The organism is Pseudomonas sp. NPDC087346 (assembly GCF_044744235.1).
Classification (GTDB): Bacteria; Pseudomonadota; Gammaproteobacteria; order Pseudomonadales; family Pseudomonadaceae; genus Aquipseudomonas.
The window spans coordinates 1-15,252 of record NZ_JBIUXX010000057.1 but is presented as its reverse complement, the minus strand read 5'-3'; the positions used below and the strand labels follow the sequence as shown (position 1 = coordinate 15,252).

Below are 15,252 nucleotides of genomic sequence, written 5' to 3'. Positions count from 1 at the left end.
AAGGAATTGGAATGAACGACGACAAAGACGGAAACGACCTCCCCTCCTCCGAATCCGACAACCCCACCGACACCAGCCGCCGCCGCTTCCTTGGCGGTGTTGCGGTACTCGGCGTCGGTGCAACGCTGAGCGCTTGCGGTAATCCCGGCGACAGTTCCGGCAAACCGGTGGAGCGCCCGCTGACGCCCGCCGAGCTGGATAAAGCCCTGCGCGATAACGTGAAGAATGTCGTGGTGATCTACGGTGAAAACCGCAGTTTCAACAACCTGTTTGCGGATTTCCCGGGTGTCGAAAACCCGCTGTCGGCGCTGAAGCCGGAAGACGGCGCGCAACGGGATCGTGACGGCAATCTGCTGTCGAGCCTGCCGCCAGTCTGGGGCGGTCTGAATCAGGTCGGGCCGCAAACCCTCGATGGCGTGATCTATCCTGCCGGCACGCAATATCAGGAACACTTGCCCAACGCGCCTTACGCCCTCAAAGGCCCGCAAGGCGAAGACTTGCCGCTGAGTCTGGTGACGCGCGATCTGTGGCATGTGTTCTATCAGAATCAGATGCAGATCAACGGCGGCAAGAATGACCGTTTTGCTGCTTGGGCCGACTCCGGTGGCCTGACCATGGGCCATTACGCCCAGACGCGCTATTCCCTGCGACTGTGGGATGTGGCCAAGGAGTTCGTACTCTGCGACAACTTCTTCCAGGGCGCTTTCGGTGGCTCGTACCTGAACCATCAATATCTGATCAGCGCACAGGTGCCGTTCTACCCGGATGTCGCCAACTCGATCGCCAAGCCGCAGATCGCCACGCTGCAAAGTGATGATCCGACCGACAATCGCCTCAAGCCGCTCGACACCTCGCCAGCCAGTGCCATGACCGGTCCGCCGCAATTCGGCCCGAGCCTGCTGACGCCTGATGGTTACGCGGTCAACACCATGGCGCCGCCGTACTGGCCGACCTGGGTTCGCGATCCCGAGCGCCCGGAATACGCCAAGCCATTGCCGAGCGTGCTGGTACCACAGACGCACGAGCATATCGGCGACAAACTGTCGAAGAAGAACGTCGACTGGGCCTGGTACGGCGGCGCATGGCAAGCGACGATCGACGAGTACAAGGATTCGGGCAACATCCCGAAAATCCCCAATTTCCAGTACCACCATCAGCCGTTCAACTACTTCAAGAACCAGGGCCCGGAAAACCCGGCCGAGCGCGCCAGGCGTCTGCGCGACGGTGGCCTGGGCGATGAATCGAGTACCAACAAATTCCTCGCCGATGCCGAAGCCGGCAAGCTGCCAGCGGTGGCGTTCTACAAACCTCAGGGCAACCTGAACATGCACGCCGGTTACGCCGATATCGCTTCGGGCGACCGACATATCGTCCGCGCACTGAAAGTGCTGCAGCAAAGTCCGCAGTGGAAAAACATGGTGGTGGTGATCACTGTCGATGAAAACGGCGGTTGGTGGGACCACGTGGCGCCGCCCAAAGGTGATCGCTGGGGCCCGGGCACGCGTATTCCGGCGCTGGTGATTTCGCCGTTCTCGCGCAACGGCACGGTGGATCACACGGTGTATGACACCGCCTCGATCCTGCGCCTGATCACGCGCACGTTTGCCCTGGAAACCCTCGACGGGATCAAAATGCGCGATGACGCGATGACCGCCCGAGGCCAGAAACCGATGGGCGATCTGACCAACGCCCTGCACTTTCCGGTCTGAGGAAAAGTCCTGTGGATAAGCCCGAAAAAACTCGGGCCGACCACTTCTCTGTGCAGCATGGCTGATCCACTATGAGGCGGCCCCCGACACGCGGGGCCCCCACGCTGAAAAGGATCTGAGCATGTTCAAATTCACAGGACTTACCCCGATAGCACTTACCCTCGCCGCGCTCACTCTGAGCGCCGCCGCCCACGCCGATGTCGATCTGAAACTGGGCAGCACCGAACGCGTCACCCGGCTCTTCGCTTACCCCAACAATTGCAGCGTGATCTGCTTCCGCAACTGGACGCTGGAGCAGACCGTCGCGCATTACCTGAGCCAAAGCGTGCAACGCGACGGCTACACCAATGCCAAGGTGCTGGTGAAGAACGATAACGGCCAGATTTACGCCGAAATCAGCGGCGTTCCAAAAGACTACGACAAACCGCTGAAGGCCCTGCTGGATGCCGGCGACCTGGCCTATACCGGCGCCAGCAAGCTCAATGCCGATGGCAAATGGGCGTACAGCTGGTACCTGTTCCTGCCGCTGGGCATGGCCCTGGAAAACCGTAAAAGTGTCGAATTGCTGCACTTCCCGCCGGATTACTCGCTGACCCAGGCCCAGGACTACCTGCGCTCCAACACCACTGACCGCTGGGCAACGCTGCTGACCGACAACGGCATTCCTGCCGATCAAACGCCGGCTTACCAGACCATCATCGATATCGCGCCGATTGCCGCGCCATCCAATGCCGGCAGCGATCTGGAAGGCGTCTACGACTACTTCAAGGACTACCAGACCACGCTGGTCAAACAGTTCAGTCAGACCAGCAGCGGCACAACATTACCGATGGTGGCGTTTGGCGCCCCGGTACGTAACTGGATCAAGCAGCAATACGGCCCGACCGTGGGCGTGCTGGGCCTTGCGACCATCACGCCGAGCGCTGGCGTGAATGTGCCGGTGCTGGGCTCGAACCACCCGAGCTACATCTGGTACGCCGCCGATCCGAAGAGTTACACCGGCGACGATGCACAAGCCAAGGCTGACGCCGCTGGTTTGAAGGTTATGGGACAGGACTTGAGCGCCGCCTGCTGGCAGGCCGGGATGGGCAGCAAACCGGGTACCGATCCGAAAACCCTGCTCAACAGCTGCACCCAGACCTGGCAAGTGACGCAGAAGGTCAAAACCTGCGAGCTGTTCTACACCTCAATTCGCAGCCTGACCCCGGAGCAAGCCGCCGCCAAGTGCGCCACTACGCCGATCAAGGCGCAGTTGAAACAACTGCAAGCGCCATTGCCCGACGCTGATGTACCTGCGCCGCATCTCTGATCTGATACTGATCCTTCCCGTGTCAGTCATTGCTGACGCGGGAAACAGCAGATTACGCCTGTCAGATCTGACAGTAGACCGCGTGCTTCAAGCAGAGGACGATTGGATCCAAGTAACCGTGTTGCAGGACTGACAGGAAGTCAGCCTTCGGAAGTCGCAACGCCCGACCGACAGGGATCGTTATGAACTCTCACGCCCGTCAACCACGCCTTGCCCCCGATCCGGCCGGGATCTATCCCTTCACCGGACTGCCTGTGCGTCTGGGTTTCCCCTCAAGCACCGATTTCGAAATTGTTCAGGAAGGCCATGGCGTCACTGCGGGTGTTGTAGCCCGTCGGGATTTTTTGCGTATCACCCGCATATGCCGCATCTCGGGGCAATTGCTGCCGTATCGCTGTCGCCAGACCCGGCAACTGCTGGCCGGGATTCATATCTACGATCCGCGTTTTTGCGGACTGCTCGAACACTCGTGCGACCCCAATGTGTTTCTCGACATGAGTGAGCTGTGGTTATGGGCACTGAGGGATATTCAGAAAGGCGAACGACTGAACATGGATCTGGCCGCCACCGAAGACAAACTGCAACAACAGTTTGCCTGTGGCTGCGGGTCTTCGCGTTGCCGTGGGTGGATCACCGGTTACGATGAACCACCCAACACCGAAGGCCAGCGCTTTCTGCACCGCTGGCGCTGCGGGCGCTGAACTACCCTGGAAGCAGCGTTACACCGCACCGACCGGACGCAAACGGTACTGCGGCGGCAGTTGCTCGAATCCGCTGATGGTCGCGTTCAGACTTTTCCAGCGACCGTCCTTGATGCCATAGATGCAACCGTGGATCGACAGGCTCTGCCCGCGATGCCAGGCGTTCTGCACGATGCTGGTATGGCCGACGTTGGCCACTTGCTGGATCACGTTCAGCTCACACAGGCGATCGACGCGCTCTTCTTCGGTCGGCAGCTTGGCCAGTTCATCACGCTTGTCGTAATACAGATCGCGGATCGAACGCAGCCAGCCATCGATCAGACCGAGCTGGCGGTCCTGCATCGACGCGCGTACACCGCCACAACCGTAGTGACCGGTCACCAGGATGTGTTTGACCTTGAGCACGTCGACCGCGTACTGAATCACCGACAGGCAATTAAGGTCGGTGTGCAACACCACGTTGGCAACGTTGCGGTGAACGAACAGATCGCCCGGCAGCATGCCGACGATCTCGTTGGCCGGTACTCGTGCGTCGGAGCAACCGATCCATAAGTATTCAGGCGTCTGCTGGCGCGCCAGTTTGGCGAAGAAGTCCGGATCTTCCTTGGTGATCGCGTCAGCCCAGCGCTCGTTGTTATCAATCAGGTCTTGTAAGTCGTGCATGATGTAAGGCCTCAAGAAAGATGCGCAGGTATGACAGACGACCGCCCGTCGGGGTCACGAATAAACGGCAGATGTTTTCGTTGGAATTTCTCGTGCACCCAGTGAGTCCACTTCAGTAAGGCCCACAGTATGAGGAATTGCCATGACTGATTCACGACGTCCATACGATGCGGTGCAACCGGAGCCCATCGATGATAACGAAGACCGCATGGGTTCGGTGCATGAGCTGGATTTCGACGACGAAACGCCTGACGCGAAAATCGGCGATGAATTGTCGCAGCGTGAACGCGAGCATTTGATGCCCCGTGAGCGGGTACGTGAAGCGGGCATGACTGGCGCTTCAGTCGCTGATCATGAGCCGACCGACGACGACATGAGCCCGGAAACCCTGATTCATGAAGACGGTGCGCGGGATGCCGATGAAGCAGGCGAAGGCAAACCGGATGATTGGGATTTGAGCATTGTCGATGAGGACGACATCGGCGGGGGCAATGGCCTGGATGAAGCGGAGATGGCGCAGCGTGATCCGCTGGACGGTAAACGCTGATCTTTATTGCCTATCAGATCGCTATCGCCAGCAGGCTGGCCCCCACAGGGAACGCATTCCAATGTGGGAGCCAGCCTGCTGGCGATGCTTTTGAAATGTGATCAGTCAACCAGGGTGCAGGCCATGACCACCGCATCTTCACGACCACCCACCGCCGGGTAGTAATCGCGGCGCCGGCCAATCTCGTTGAAACCATAACGCTCATACAAGCGGAATGCCGAGCGATTGCTGTCGCGCACTTCCAGGAAACACTCCCGCGCTTGCGCCGCATAAGCCCGCGACATCAGGTGCTCCAGCAAGGTCAGCCCCAGCCCACGCCCCTGATTTTCCGGTTTGACCGTGATGTTCAGCAGATGCGCCTCATCGAGAATGATCTGCACCACCCCGTGACCAACCTGCTGCTCACCGTCGAACATCAGCCAGATTTGGTATTTACCCAGCCCGTCGAGAAAAATCCCGCGAGTCCAGGGGTGGCTATACGCGGCGAATTCAATCTTCAGCACAGCGTCAAGATCCGCCTCGGTCATCGGGCGGAACGATACAGCGTCACTCATTCGATTCTTTCCAGCGCGCCATCAGCCGACGCATGGCTTGCCACACAGCGGCTTTGCGCTGTGGCTCTTCCATTAACAATTCCAGACCGGGGATGGCCCAGGCCGAGCCCAGACCTTCGATCTGCAACTCACGATTGAATGCCTCGGCGTCCGCCTCACCGGCAAAACGCACGGCCGGCAGGCCGATCAGCCACAGGCAGGCGCACGGCGCGGTTTCCATTTGTACCGAGAGGAAACCCTGCACAAAGTCGCGGGCCGCTTCCGGGCCCTGATCCATGGTGCCGCGGTTCAGCCACGGCCAGCGTACTGGCTCGCCAACAATCTGCGGCGCATCCGGCAGACCAGCGGCGCGCAGCATGTCCTTGAGCAGCAGATAAGCCGGATCGCGAGTCTGGAAGGATTCACCTGTGGGTAACTCCACCAGCAGCAGGCAGCGACCGGCACGCAGCAATTGCAATGCGAAACGCGGCGGCGGCACGGGCGCAGGTTTGGCGACGACTGGTGTGTCGTCGACCTCCTCCACCGGTTTGGCGCCAGTACGGGAGCTTGCCAGCGATGGCCGTGGTACTTCGATCTTCGGCCGCTCGACCGGGCGCGGGGCAGCCTGCACCGGGGCTTCGGCCCGTGGCGCGAGCACGACCGGCGCCGGTTCCTCGGGCTCGAGCATTTCCAGCAGCTCGGGCCGCGACGGGGCGGCGAAGGGCAATTCGGTGCGCGGCAGCCAGTTGACCACCTGCATGGCGTTCAAATAGGCGCGGCGGCGGGACTCGATAAGCAAAGGTCGGCCACTTGTGGATAACTAAAGTGCGCTGATTCTACCGCCCTTCGCTCAAGATCGCTTGCTGTTGATCGATAGCCTTGATCGACGCCCTTGACCTTCGCGCTTTATCGAAAGAATGCGACAGCCCGTCCCGAGAGTGAATCGCATCGGCTTCGATGCAGTACAATCGCGGCTTTTAATCGCCAACCAGCCGGCCATTCCGATGATCGAACCCAAGCGCGTCTTGCGCGCCCTCGCTGAACACTGGGCACTTCTGGAGCCACTGTGCGAGCACTTCGACCAAGGCACCCTGAGCCTCAACGAACTGCGCACGCAACTGGCCGCCCAACAACTCGACAGCACGCCGCAGGACATCACCAGCCTGCTCGATGTGTGGATTCGCCTCGATATTCTGGTTCCCGTGGCGAAAAGCCCGAACCGTTTCGAGCTGAATGCACAGATCCACGACTTCCTCGCCTACCTGCGTCGCGAGCACCGTCTGGGCCTGTGCCTGGAGATCGAAGCTTATCTGCGTCATCTCGAGCGTCTGGCCGGTTACATTCAGGACGCGTTCGACATCCGCGACGGTCACGACCTCGCCCGCCAGTTGCGCTTGCTCGACATGCGCGTGCGCGACGTGCTGAAAAAACTCGATAACGACGAACAGGCATTGGTGGCTGTCGCTGAACGGGCGAAAACCAGCGACCGGCAGATTCCGCTGCGTCAGCGTTACGCCGAAGTGTTAGCGACCTGGGACGAATACGTCGAGCCGATGATTGATCTGGTGAACGCCGACGGCGCCTTCGAACAAGGCGTGCGCAAGGTCGAAACCGTGCTGCTGAAGATGCTCAGCGAACAGCAACGCCTCGGCCATCTGGTCGATGACGATATGTTGCTGCGCACCCACGCGCGCATTCTCGAAATGCAGACCAGCGCGCAACTGACCCTGCGTCATGCCCGCGAATTGCTGCTGCCGCTGCGTGAAGAAGCGCGTCGGCACAACGCCGTGACCCGTGGCGCCGCGCTGGCGCTGTCGGCGATTCGCCGTAAAGGTATCGATGCGGTGCCACAAGCGGCGATGCCGTTGTTCACCCGACCGCAAAGCACCTTCCTTGGCAGCGCCAGTCAGGTCGAGGCCTACGTTTACGCCCTCGCCCGTTTCGAGCCGAAACCGGCGCGTTTCCCCAAGGCGCACAAGACGCAAAAGGCTGGCGAGGCCCCGCGTGCGCCACGCACCGTGCGCGAAATGCTCGAACGCTGCGAAGACGCCCTGCCGATGCCGGACTTGATGACCTGGCTGCTGGAGCAGGAACCGGACGGCGCCACCGACGAATTGCTCTATTGGTTCTCGCGCCTGTCGCGGGAAAAACGCTTCAAGCGCGAGCGTCTGGAACGCCGCGAATACCACACTCACGAGCACCAGGTCAGCCTGCGCTCCTTCGCCCTGCTCTCGGCTGGTGACGACACCACCAGCGAGAATTCTGCGAGCATTCCCAATGCATCTTGATCTCTCCGAACTGTCCCAACTCGCGCCGATCTTCCGCGAGTTGTTCAAGGGTTACCACGTCAGCCGCCGCGACCCGGAACTGTACGCGCAACTGTCGAACTTCCAGGATCAGTACCGCACGCTGTTCAAGGCACTGGGCTTTGAACTGGTCTGCGACACCCGTGGTTTCTACTACTTCGTACCGGATCTGGCCGCTGCGGCGGTGAACAAGACGGCGCAGCGTCTGGCGCTGTTCACCTTCATCCTCGTCGAGCATCTGGCCGATCAGGGTCGCGATCCGATCGCCGTGCTCGACGGCGGTAGCCTCGGTCGTGAAGAACTTCCGTCGCTGCTGGAAAAATACCGCGATCTGTTTATTCAGGCCGAAGTGCAGACCGTTGAAGAGCTGGAAGAAAAAATCATGCGCCGCATGACTCAGCTCGGTTTCGCTGGCGAAGAAAACGGCGTGTATCGCTTCCTGCCGCCGATGCACCGTTTCCTCGACGTCTGCCTCTCGGTGCAACAAGACCGCGATCTGGCGGCCAGCGTACACAGCGTTCTGCCGCTGCCCGCTCCAGTGCTGATCGACGAAGCCGCCGAAGCCAAATTCCTCGAAACCGACGATCCGCTCGATCTCACCGAATTCGATGAAGAAAGCGAAGAAGACGCACTGGCCCGCGCCATTGCCGAAGAACAGGAGTCCGACGCATGAGCCAGGAACGCTACGGCATCCGCCGCTTTGCCCTTTTGAACACTGCCGGTTACAGCCTCGGCCTGTTCCCGCTGGAAGAACCGCTTTCGGTTTACGGCGCGAACAACCTCGGTAAATCCGCTTCGATCAACGCCTTGCAGTTCCCGATTCTGGCGCGCATGTCGGACATGAGTTTCGGCAAGTACAGCCTCGAACAATCGCGGCGTTTCTACTTTGCCTCCGACACCAGTTACATCCTCGTCGAAGTGAACCTGCCCCACGGTCCGCATGTGATCGGCGTGGTCGGTCGCGGCCCGGGCGGCGGTTTCGGTCACCAGTTCTTTGCCTACGCCGGCAAACTCGATCTGGCGCATTACCAGAAGAACGACACCTGTCTGCGTCAGAAAGAACTGTTCAGCAACCTTGAGCGCGAAGGTCTGAAAGCCTACGAACTGAAGCCGGACGAACTGCGCCGTTTGCTGGTTGGCGGTCACACGTCGATCCCGCTGGAACTGACGCTGATCCCGCTGCGCTCCACCAGCGAGCAGAGCCTGAAGACTTTCCGCGCACTGTTCATCAACTTGCTGCACATGCGCGAAATCACTGCGGCCAAGCTCAAGCAATTGTTCCTCGATGCCTTCGAACACAGCCTGCGTTCCGGCAGCGTCGATTACATCGCGGCATGCGAAGAAGCGTTCCGCGACGTACGCCGTATGGAACAGGACTACAACTCCCTCGTCGCCGCCGGGCCATTGGTTGAAGCCTTGGCCAACGGTGTGCGACAGCGCGACTCGCTGCGCGGCAAATTGCATCGTCTGTCGCCACTGCTCGATTCGTTGCTCGGTACCTGGTCGGACTATGCCGGTGCGCGCAAGGAAGAGCTGACAGTTCAGGCCGACCACTACCGTGGCGAGCAGGACAGCCTGCAAAATGATCAGCGCGGTGGCACCCAGGAACTGATGCGTCTGGAGCGGGAAATCTCCGGCATTCAGCGCTGGCTCGGTGAGCTGTCGGTACTGAAGAATCGCTTCGCGCTGGTCGATGACGTCAAAGTGCTGGAGCAGCAATTGCTGGCCGCCAAGGACGCGCACGACGAACTGGCCGGTGCCTTGGCGCAATCCCGTCAGTTCAGCGCCGAAGATCTCGAAGAACGTCTGCGCGATCTGGAGAAACGCCTGAAGTCGGTCAAGCTGCAACTCGATCACGCCGACAACAACAGCTACGCCCGTCTGCGCGAAGAGTTCTCGCAACCGGACGTCGAGCGCCTGATGCGTCTGTTCAACAGCGCCCTGTTCAGCCTGCCGCTGGGCGAGCACGGCATCACCCTCGACGAGGGTGGCGAATGGGTCAAATCCGTCGAGCTGATCCTCGACGGCTTCAAGGGCGAACGTTTCGAAGTGCCGGGCCTGTCCATCGACATCTCGCACATCGAGCCGCCGGCGCTGCAAGCGCTGGCCGACCGCGCCGCGTTGCGCGATCAGAAAGAGCGTCTGGACAAAGAGCTGAAACAGCTCAAGACCCAGCAGGCTGTCGCCGCCGACCGTGCCGCGAGCAAGACCCAGACCGAAGCGCTCTATCAGCAGGTATTGGACGCGCAGAAAGCCCTGGAAGACTTCCGTCGCACCCAGACGCTGAGCGCCGAAGAAGGCGACAAACTCGAGCAACTGGCGCAGATGGAAGGCGCGCAGGACGAACTCAAACGTTCCAGCGACGCCTTCACCGAACGCGTCCAGCAACTGTCGGCCAAGCTGCAGCTGGTCGGCCGGCAGATCGCCGACATGGAAGCCAAACAACGCACCCTCGACGACGCCTTGCGCCGCCGTCAGTTGCTGCCGGCAGATCTGCCGTTCGGCACGCCGTTCATGGACCCGGTCGACGATTCGATGGACAACCTGCTGCCGTTGCTCAACGACTATCAGGACAGCTGGCAAGGCCTGTTGCGTGCCGATGGCCAGATCGAAGCGCTGTATGCGCAAGTGCGTCTCAAAGGCGTAGCCAAGTTCGACAGCGAAGACGACATGGAGCGCCGTCTGTCACTGCTGATCAACGCTTACGCGCACCGCACCGACGAAGCCCTGACCTTGGGCAAGGCGCGTCGCGCAGCAGTGACCGACATCGCCCGTACCCTGCGCAATATCCGCAGCGACTACGACAGCCTTGAGCACCAGTTGGCGCTGTTCAACCGCGAGATCAACAAGCGTCAGGTGTCCAACCTGCAAAGCTTCCGTATCGTCCTCGCGCCGAACAAGGAAGCGCTCAAGCACATCGATCAGATTATCCACAGCGCCGGTCAGTACGAAGAAGGCGAAACCCTGTCGGTATTCGATCTGAGCCAAAGCGCCGAGCAGGACAACAAAAACGAAGAGGCCAAGGAATATCTGGCACGGCTGGTGGCGGCAAACCACAACCAGCTCGGTCTCAAGGACTTGTTCGAACTGGCGTTCGAGATCACCAAGGTCAACGGTCAGCCGGTGATTCACACCGACATCGACGGCGCCGCGTCCAACGGCACCACGATGACCATCAAAGCGCTGACCAACATGTACTTGTTGCTGCACTTGATGGATCGCGACCTCGCTGGCCGTGTGCGCTTGCCGTACTACCTCGACGAGGCAGCGGACATCGACGAGAAAAACCAGGCAGCCCTGCTGGAAACCAGTCTGCAACTGGGCTTCGTGCCGATTCTGGCGAGTGTGAAGCCGCAGGTTTGCGCCAGTGTCGCCATCGACCTGGAAGGCGGCAGCGGCCCGGCCGGCATCTACATCGACGAGGCGGACTGGAAATACATCCGTCGTCATGATGAGGTGAAGGCTACGGTCAATGTTGCAGCCGATGAGCCGGAGCTGGATGCGGTTTGACTGGCTGTAACTGACGGGCAATAAAAAGGCCGCGATCTGTCTGGATCGCGGCCTTTTTTATGGCTTGGGATTTTGTGCTGAATTGGATTGCCCTATCGCGAGCAGGCTCACTCCCACATTTGGAATGCGCTCCCTTGGTGAGGGTAATTATCTCCCCAGTTTGGAACGCATGCCCCCTTGTGGGAGCTAGCCTGCTAGCGATGGCGCCGGTACAAACACCGTCGGATTACTTACCGAGTGAAATCTTCGGCGCCCAGGTCAGCCATTCATCTTCGAATTTGTCGAATAGCGCAAACGTCTGCTCTGGTCGCGCCGGGTTGCCCATGCGCTCGCCATCCGGCGTAGCGAAAGCGATACCGCCCTGAATCACCGTTTCCAGCGACTCGGTACGCACCGTCACGCCTTTGAACAAACCGATATCGAAACCGACACCGCTGGTATTCCAGAACCGGGTACCACCGCGTACCAGCGGCGCGTATTTCGGCTCAATCAGAATACGCACCAATACTCGATCCGCAGTCTGGCCCAGTTCATAACCGGTAACCTTACCCACGGTGATTTCACGGTAAGTGACTGGCGTACCCGGCTTCAGCGAGCCACGACGAGCAGCGCTCAGCACCAGACTCAAACCGGCTTCCTGCTTGCTGACTTCCGGCGGATTGGCCAAGGCCACAAAGTTCTTCTGTGGGCCAAGGTTCTTCGCTGCCGGTTGTACTTCGAGGTACTGCCCGGTTACCAGCGTCTCCAGATTCGACGTCTTGATCAGGCCCAATTCCGGTTTGACCACCCAGAACTGACTGCCAACCCGGGCGATTTTATCCGGCACTTCAGTGATACGCGCGGTGAGCAGCACCGATTGCAGGTCGTCAGTCAGATCAACGCTTTCGATCTTGCCGACATCCAGGCCCTTGAAGCGTACCGGCGTACCGCTGCGCAAACCGTCGGCACGATCAACCTTGATCGTCACCACCGCGCCCTTTTGATTGGCGTCGTCATGGTTGGCGAACAGGCGGAAGCGTGGAATACGTTTCTGCAACGGTGCTTTGGCTTGCGGCGTTTCGAAAGCAATGCCGCCCGCCATCAGGGTCTGCAACGATTCGCTCTTCACCTGAATGCCGCCGGTCAAACCACCGGTCAGCGTGATGCCACTGACGTTCCAGAAGCGGGTTGAAGCATTGACCAGGTTTTCGTATTCCTTCTCGATGTGCACACCGATGACCAATTGTTTTTTGGTCTTGGAGAACTGGTAGCTCTGCACCGAACCGACCTTGACCTGCTTGTACAGAATCGGGCTGCCGACATCGATCGAACCGAGGCTGTCGGTGAACAGCACCAAATGCAGACCCGGCGAACGCAGATCCAGCGGCGGAGCTTTTGGCCGCGCCTCGAACTCGCGTTTCGGAGCCGCGCCTTTATCACCGGGACGTACGGCGATGTAGTTACCTTTCACCAAGGCTTCGAGCCCGGTGATACCGGCCAGGGAAATCGACGGTTTGACCACCCAGAACTGCGTGCCGTCCACGAGGTAATCTTCGGCCAACGGATCAAGGGTCAATTCTGCGGTAGCACTGGACAGATCCGGGTCTATTTTCAGCGCTTTCATGTTGCCGACCTGAATGCCTTTGTACATCACCGGCGTACGGCCGGCCTGCAGGCCTTCGAAGTCGCTGAGTTTGACCTTTACCCGAATCCCGGCGGCAGCGGCATCAAAATCCTCATACAGACGGAATGGCAGGCTTGGGTCGGTAGGCGGGCTGTCCTTGCGATTCTCCGGCGTTGCGAAAGCGATACCACCGGCAACAATGCTGGCGAGGGACTCGCTGCGTACTTTCACACCGGACAGATTGGCGTCGATGCTGATGCCGCTGGCGTTCCAGAAACGTGTGTGTTTGCGCACCAGTTTGGCGTAGGTCGGTTCGATGAAAACCTTGAGCTCTACGGTGCTCTGGTCTTCCGAAAGCAGATAACTTTTAACCTGGCCGACTTTGATCTGCTTGTAGAAAACCGGACTGCCACGGTTGAGCGAACCGAGGCGATCAGCCTTGATCGTCAGGTGCAGACCGGGTTTGGAGTCCGACAGCGGCGGCTCTTCGGCGAGCGCCTTGAACTTGCGCGTCGGCTCGCCTTCGCCGGGACTGATCGCTACGTAGTTACCAGAAACAAGAGTCTCAAGACCGGTGATACCGGCCAGCGTCACGCTCGGTTTGACCAGCCAGAAGCGGGTGCTGGTCTTGAGGTATTGCTCGACGTCCTTGTTCATCTCGACCGTGGCGATCACTCCTTTGGAGTTGCCTTCGTCGTCGAGTTTCAGCGCTTTCACCTTACCAACCGACATGCCTTTGTACATGACCTCGGTCTTGTTGGCCTGAATGCCTTCACCGCTTTCAAAGCGCACCTGAATCTCGATGCCGGTTTCGTTATAGGCACGCCAGCCGAGCCAGCCGCCAATGATCAGAGCGATCAGCGGCAGTACCCAGATGGCAGACCAGTTCGAGGCCGGTCGGGTTTTCGCTACAGGCAAATCAGTCATGGTCGTCGTCCGACTCCGTGTTATCCCAAATCAGTCGGGGATCAAAAGTTACTGCGGCGAGCATCGTCAGAATCACCACACTGGCGAAGGCGACGGCGCCTAGATTGGCTTCGACACTGGCTAAGCGACCGAAGTTGACGACCGCCACCAGAATGGCGATCACAAAAATATCGAGCATCGACCAGCGGCCGATGAACTCGATGAAGCGGTACATCCAGATTCGCTGCCGGGCCGACAATGGCTGACGCCTTTGCACCGAAAACAGCAGCAAGGCGATGCCGACCAACTTGAAGGTCGGCACCAGAATACTGGCGATGAACACCACGGCTGCGATTGGAATCATGCCGTGCTGCACCAACTGGATCACGCCGGACATGATGGTACTGGGATCACCCTGCCCCAACGAGCTGACGGTCATGATCGGCAACACATTGGCCGGGATGTAGATAATCGCTGCCGTGATCAACAGGGCCCAGGTTCGGACCAGACTGTTCGGGCGCCGGGCATGCACCAGTGCGCCGCATCGAGTACAAGTCTGCTCATCGCTGTCCGCGTCCTGCTTGTTCAATTCGTGGCATTCGGTGCAAATCAGAATGCCCGCATCAATCGCCCGCATGAGCATCCTCTCCAGATAACGCCTGCCAGATCTGATGCGGTGACATCACCACTTCCAGCCAGACCTGAATCAACAACAAGCCGATGAAACACACCAGGCCGAGGCCGACGGTGATAGCTGCCATATCTGCCAGTTTGACGATCGCCACCAGCACGCCCATGAGGTAGACCTCGAGCATTCCCCAGTCCTTGAGGTGATGGTAAATGCGATAGAGCAGCAAGCCGTAACTGCGGCCGATGTCAAAACGGATCGTCAGCAACACGAATAATTGGCACAGCAGTTTGAGCAGGGGAATCGCCATACTGCAGAGGAATACAACGATCGAAACACCCTGCATGTCGGTATTGAATAGCCCGACAACGCCGGTCCAGACCGTGTCCTGCGACGATTGCCCGAGTACATTGAGCTGCATGATGGGTAAAAAGTTCGCCGGCACGTAGAGCAACAGCGCCGCGATGACCAGGGCGAGACTGCGCTGCACGACGTTGTGTCGATGGGCGTACAGCTCGTAACCGCAACGCGGGCACAGGGCTTTCTCGCCGTGGGCAAGCTCGGGCTTGCGCATCAGCAGGTCGCACTCGTGGCAGGCCACCAAGTCTTCCAGCGGTAAATCTGACAGCCCAGGGGCGTCAACCGTATCTGACATAAAGGCTCTGGCTCCGAAAAAGATGGGGCTATTCTAGTGTTCTGATTCGAAAATAACTGTGCAAATTTGTTCGGTTTAACGAGTAAAAACTTTCTCGCAGGCAAAACAAAACCCCAACTGCTTTCGCAATTGGGGTTTCGGAATTTAATCTTGACGATGACCTACTCTCACATGGGGAAACC

General features: G+C 59.4%; 13 protein-coding genes. 7 read left to right on the top strand and 6 right to left on the bottom strand.

From position 1 onward, the window contains the following. The first annotated feature begins 11 nt into the window (after nucleotides 1-11). The 3 genes from ACIOZM_RS25390 to ACIOZM_RS25380 all read left to right on the top strand — a co-directional run bounded on the left by ACIOZM_RS25390 (nucleotide 12) and on the right by ACIOZM_RS25380 (nucleotide 3,719). On the top strand, nucleotides 12-1,709 hold the full coding sequence (locus ACIOZM_RS25390; RefSeq protein ID WP_401218811.1) for an acid phosphatase: 1,698 nt from the start codon (nucleotides 12-14) through the stop codon (nucleotides 1,707-1,709). 121 nt (nucleotides 1,710-1,830) lie between these two features. Next, a complete protein-coding gene (locus tag ACIOZM_RS25385) occupies nucleotides 1,831-3,018 on the top strand; it encodes a hypothetical protein (RefSeq protein ID WP_401218808.1) in 1,188 nt (395 codons plus the stop codon). Nucleotides 3,019-3,200: 182 nt separating this feature from the next. Next, nucleotides 3,201-3,719, top strand: coding sequence for a lysine methyltransferase (locus ACIOZM_RS25380; protein ID WP_401218805.1), 519 nt, complete (start codon nucleotides 3,201-3,203; stop codon nucleotides 3,717-3,719). Nucleotides 3,720-3,737: 18 nt separating this feature from the next. On the opposite strand, the gene can is transcribed toward ACIOZM_RS25380, so the two are convergent. Then, complete coding sequence (gene can, locus ACIOZM_RS25375; protein WP_401218803.1) at nucleotides 3,738-4,382, bottom strand: carbonate dehydratase; 645 nt, start codon at nucleotides 4,380-4,382, stop codon at nucleotides 3,738-3,740. A 142-nt stretch (nucleotides 4,383-4,524) separates the two neighbouring features. On the opposite strand from can, the gene ACIOZM_RS25370 reads away from it, so the two are divergent. Then, nucleotides 4,525-4,929, top strand: a complete 405-nt coding sequence (locus ACIOZM_RS25370; RefSeq protein ID WP_401218800.1) for a serine kinase/phosphatase — start codon at nucleotides 4,525-4,527, stop codon at nucleotides 4,927-4,929. Between the two features lie 101 nt (nucleotides 4,930-5,030). Here the strand turns inward: ACIOZM_RS25370 and rimI are convergent, their stop codons facing one another. Together rimI and ACIOZM_RS25360 are read right to left on the bottom strand one after the other, a co-directional pair. Beyond that, nucleotides 5,031-5,483: a ribosomal protein S18-alanine N-acetyltransferase gene (gene rimI / locus ACIOZM_RS25365; RefSeq protein WP_401218797.1), complete on the bottom strand. Its 453-nt coding sequence runs from the start codon at nucleotides 5,481-5,483 to the stop codon at nucleotides 5,031-5,033. Further along, nucleotides 5,476-6,222: an energy transducer TonB gene (locus ACIOZM_RS25360; protein ID WP_401218864.1), complete on the bottom strand. Its 747-nt coding sequence runs from the start codon at nucleotides 6,220-6,222 to the stop codon at nucleotides 5,476-5,478. Before ACIOZM_RS25360 ends, rimI begins: the two co-directional genes overlap by 8 nt. Before the next feature lie 244 nt (nucleotides 6,223-6,466). Between ACIOZM_RS25360 and mksB the strand changes: the two genes are divergently transcribed. From mksB to mksF, 3 genes are read left to right on the top strand one after another with little or no spacing between them, the layout of a single operon-like run. After that, nucleotides 6,467-7,750 (top strand): Mks condensin complex protein MksB, encoded by a 1,284-nt coding sequence (mksB, locus tag ACIOZM_RS25355; RefSeq protein ID WP_401218796.1) that lies wholly within the window; start codon nucleotides 6,467-6,469, stop codon nucleotides 7,748-7,750. Then, a complete protein-coding gene (gene mksE, locus ACIOZM_RS25350; RefSeq protein ID WP_401218793.1) occupies nucleotides 7,740-8,441 on the top strand; it encodes an Mks condensin complex protein MksE in 702 nt (233 codons plus the stop codon). Before mksB ends, mksE begins: the two co-directional genes overlap by 11 nt. Continuing rightward, nucleotides 8,438-11,278, top strand: coding sequence for an Mks condensin complex protein MksF (gene mksF / locus ACIOZM_RS25345; RefSeq protein ID WP_401218790.1), 2,841 nt, complete (start codon nucleotides 8,438-8,440; stop codon nucleotides 11,276-11,278). Before mksE ends, mksF begins: the two co-directional genes overlap by 4 nt. A 226-nt stretch (nucleotides 11,279-11,504) precedes the next feature. Here the strand turns inward: mksF and ACIOZM_RS25340 are convergent, their stop codons facing one another. Genes ACIOZM_RS25340 through ACIOZM_RS25330 form a run of 3 tightly spaced genes read right to left on the bottom strand, consistent with a single transcriptional unit; the run spans nucleotide 11,505 to nucleotide 15,070 of the window. Further along, complete coding sequence (locus ACIOZM_RS25340; protein ID WP_401218787.1) at nucleotides 11,505-13,808, bottom strand: intermembrane transport protein PqiB; 2,304 nt, start codon at nucleotides 13,806-13,808, stop codon at nucleotides 11,505-11,507. Then, nucleotides 13,801-14,424, bottom strand: coding sequence for a paraquat-inducible protein A (locus tag ACIOZM_RS25335; protein WP_401218785.1), 624 nt, complete (start codon nucleotides 14,422-14,424; stop codon nucleotides 13,801-13,803). The genes ACIOZM_RS25340 and ACIOZM_RS25335 overlap by 8 nt, the downstream gene beginning before the upstream one ends. Then, a complete protein-coding gene (locus ACIOZM_RS25330; protein ID WP_401218782.1) occupies nucleotides 14,411-15,070 on the bottom strand; it encodes a paraquat-inducible protein A in 660 nt (219 codons plus the stop codon). The genes ACIOZM_RS25335 and ACIOZM_RS25330 overlap by 14 nt, the downstream gene beginning before the upstream one ends. Nucleotides 15,071-15,252: the final 182 nt, after the last annotated feature.

Excerpts from the sequence above, each read along its gene's own strand:
- ACIOZM_RS25360 (WP_401218864.1), bottom strand. The coding sequence starts at position 6,222 with ATGCAGGTGGTCAACTGGCTGCCGCGCACCGAATTGCCCTTCGCCGCC.
- ACIOZM_RS25370 (WP_401218800.1), top strand. The coding sequence starts at position 4,525 with ATGACTGATTCACGACGTCCATACGATGCGGTGCAACCGGAGCCCATC.
- can (WP_401218803.1), bottom strand. The coding sequence starts at position 4,382 with ATGCACGACTTACAAGACCTGATTGATAACAACGAGCGCTGGGCTGAC.
- mksB (WP_401218796.1), top strand. The coding sequence starts at position 6,467 with ATGATCGAACCCAAGCGCGTCTTGCGCGCCCTCGCTGAACACTGGGCA.
- mksE (WP_401218793.1), top strand. The coding sequence starts at position 7,740 with ATGCATCTTGATCTCTCCGAACTGTCCCAACTCGCGCCGATCTTCCGC.
- ACIOZM_RS25330 (WP_401218782.1), bottom strand. The coding sequence starts at position 15,070 with ATGTCAGATACGGTTGACGCCCCTGGGCTGTCAGATTTACCGCTGGAA.
- ACIOZM_RS25335 (WP_401218785.1), bottom strand. The coding sequence starts at position 14,424 with ATGCGGGCGATTGATGCGGGCATTCTGATTTGCACCGAATGCCACGAA.
- ACIOZM_RS25380 (WP_401218805.1), top strand. The coding sequence starts at position 3,201 with ATGAACTCTCACGCCCGTCAACCACGCCTTGCCCCCGATCCGGCCGGG.
- rimI (WP_401218797.1), bottom strand. The coding sequence starts at position 5,483 with ATGAGTGACGCTGTATCGTTCCGCCCGATGACCGAGGCGGATCTTGAC.
- mksF (WP_401218790.1), top strand. The coding sequence starts at position 8,438 with ATGAGCCAGGAACGCTACGGCATCCGCCGCTTTGCCCTTTTGAACACT.
- ACIOZM_RS25390 (WP_401218811.1), top strand. The coding sequence starts at position 12 with ATGAACGACGACAAAGACGGAAACGACCTCCCCTCCTCCGAATCCGAC.
- ACIOZM_RS25385 (WP_401218808.1), top strand. The coding sequence starts at position 1,831 with ATGTTCAAATTCACAGGACTTACCCCGATAGCACTTACCCTCGCCGCG.
- ACIOZM_RS25340 (WP_401218787.1), bottom strand. The coding sequence starts at position 13,808 with ATGACTGATTTGCCTGTAGCGAAAACCCGACCGGCCTCGAACTGGTCT.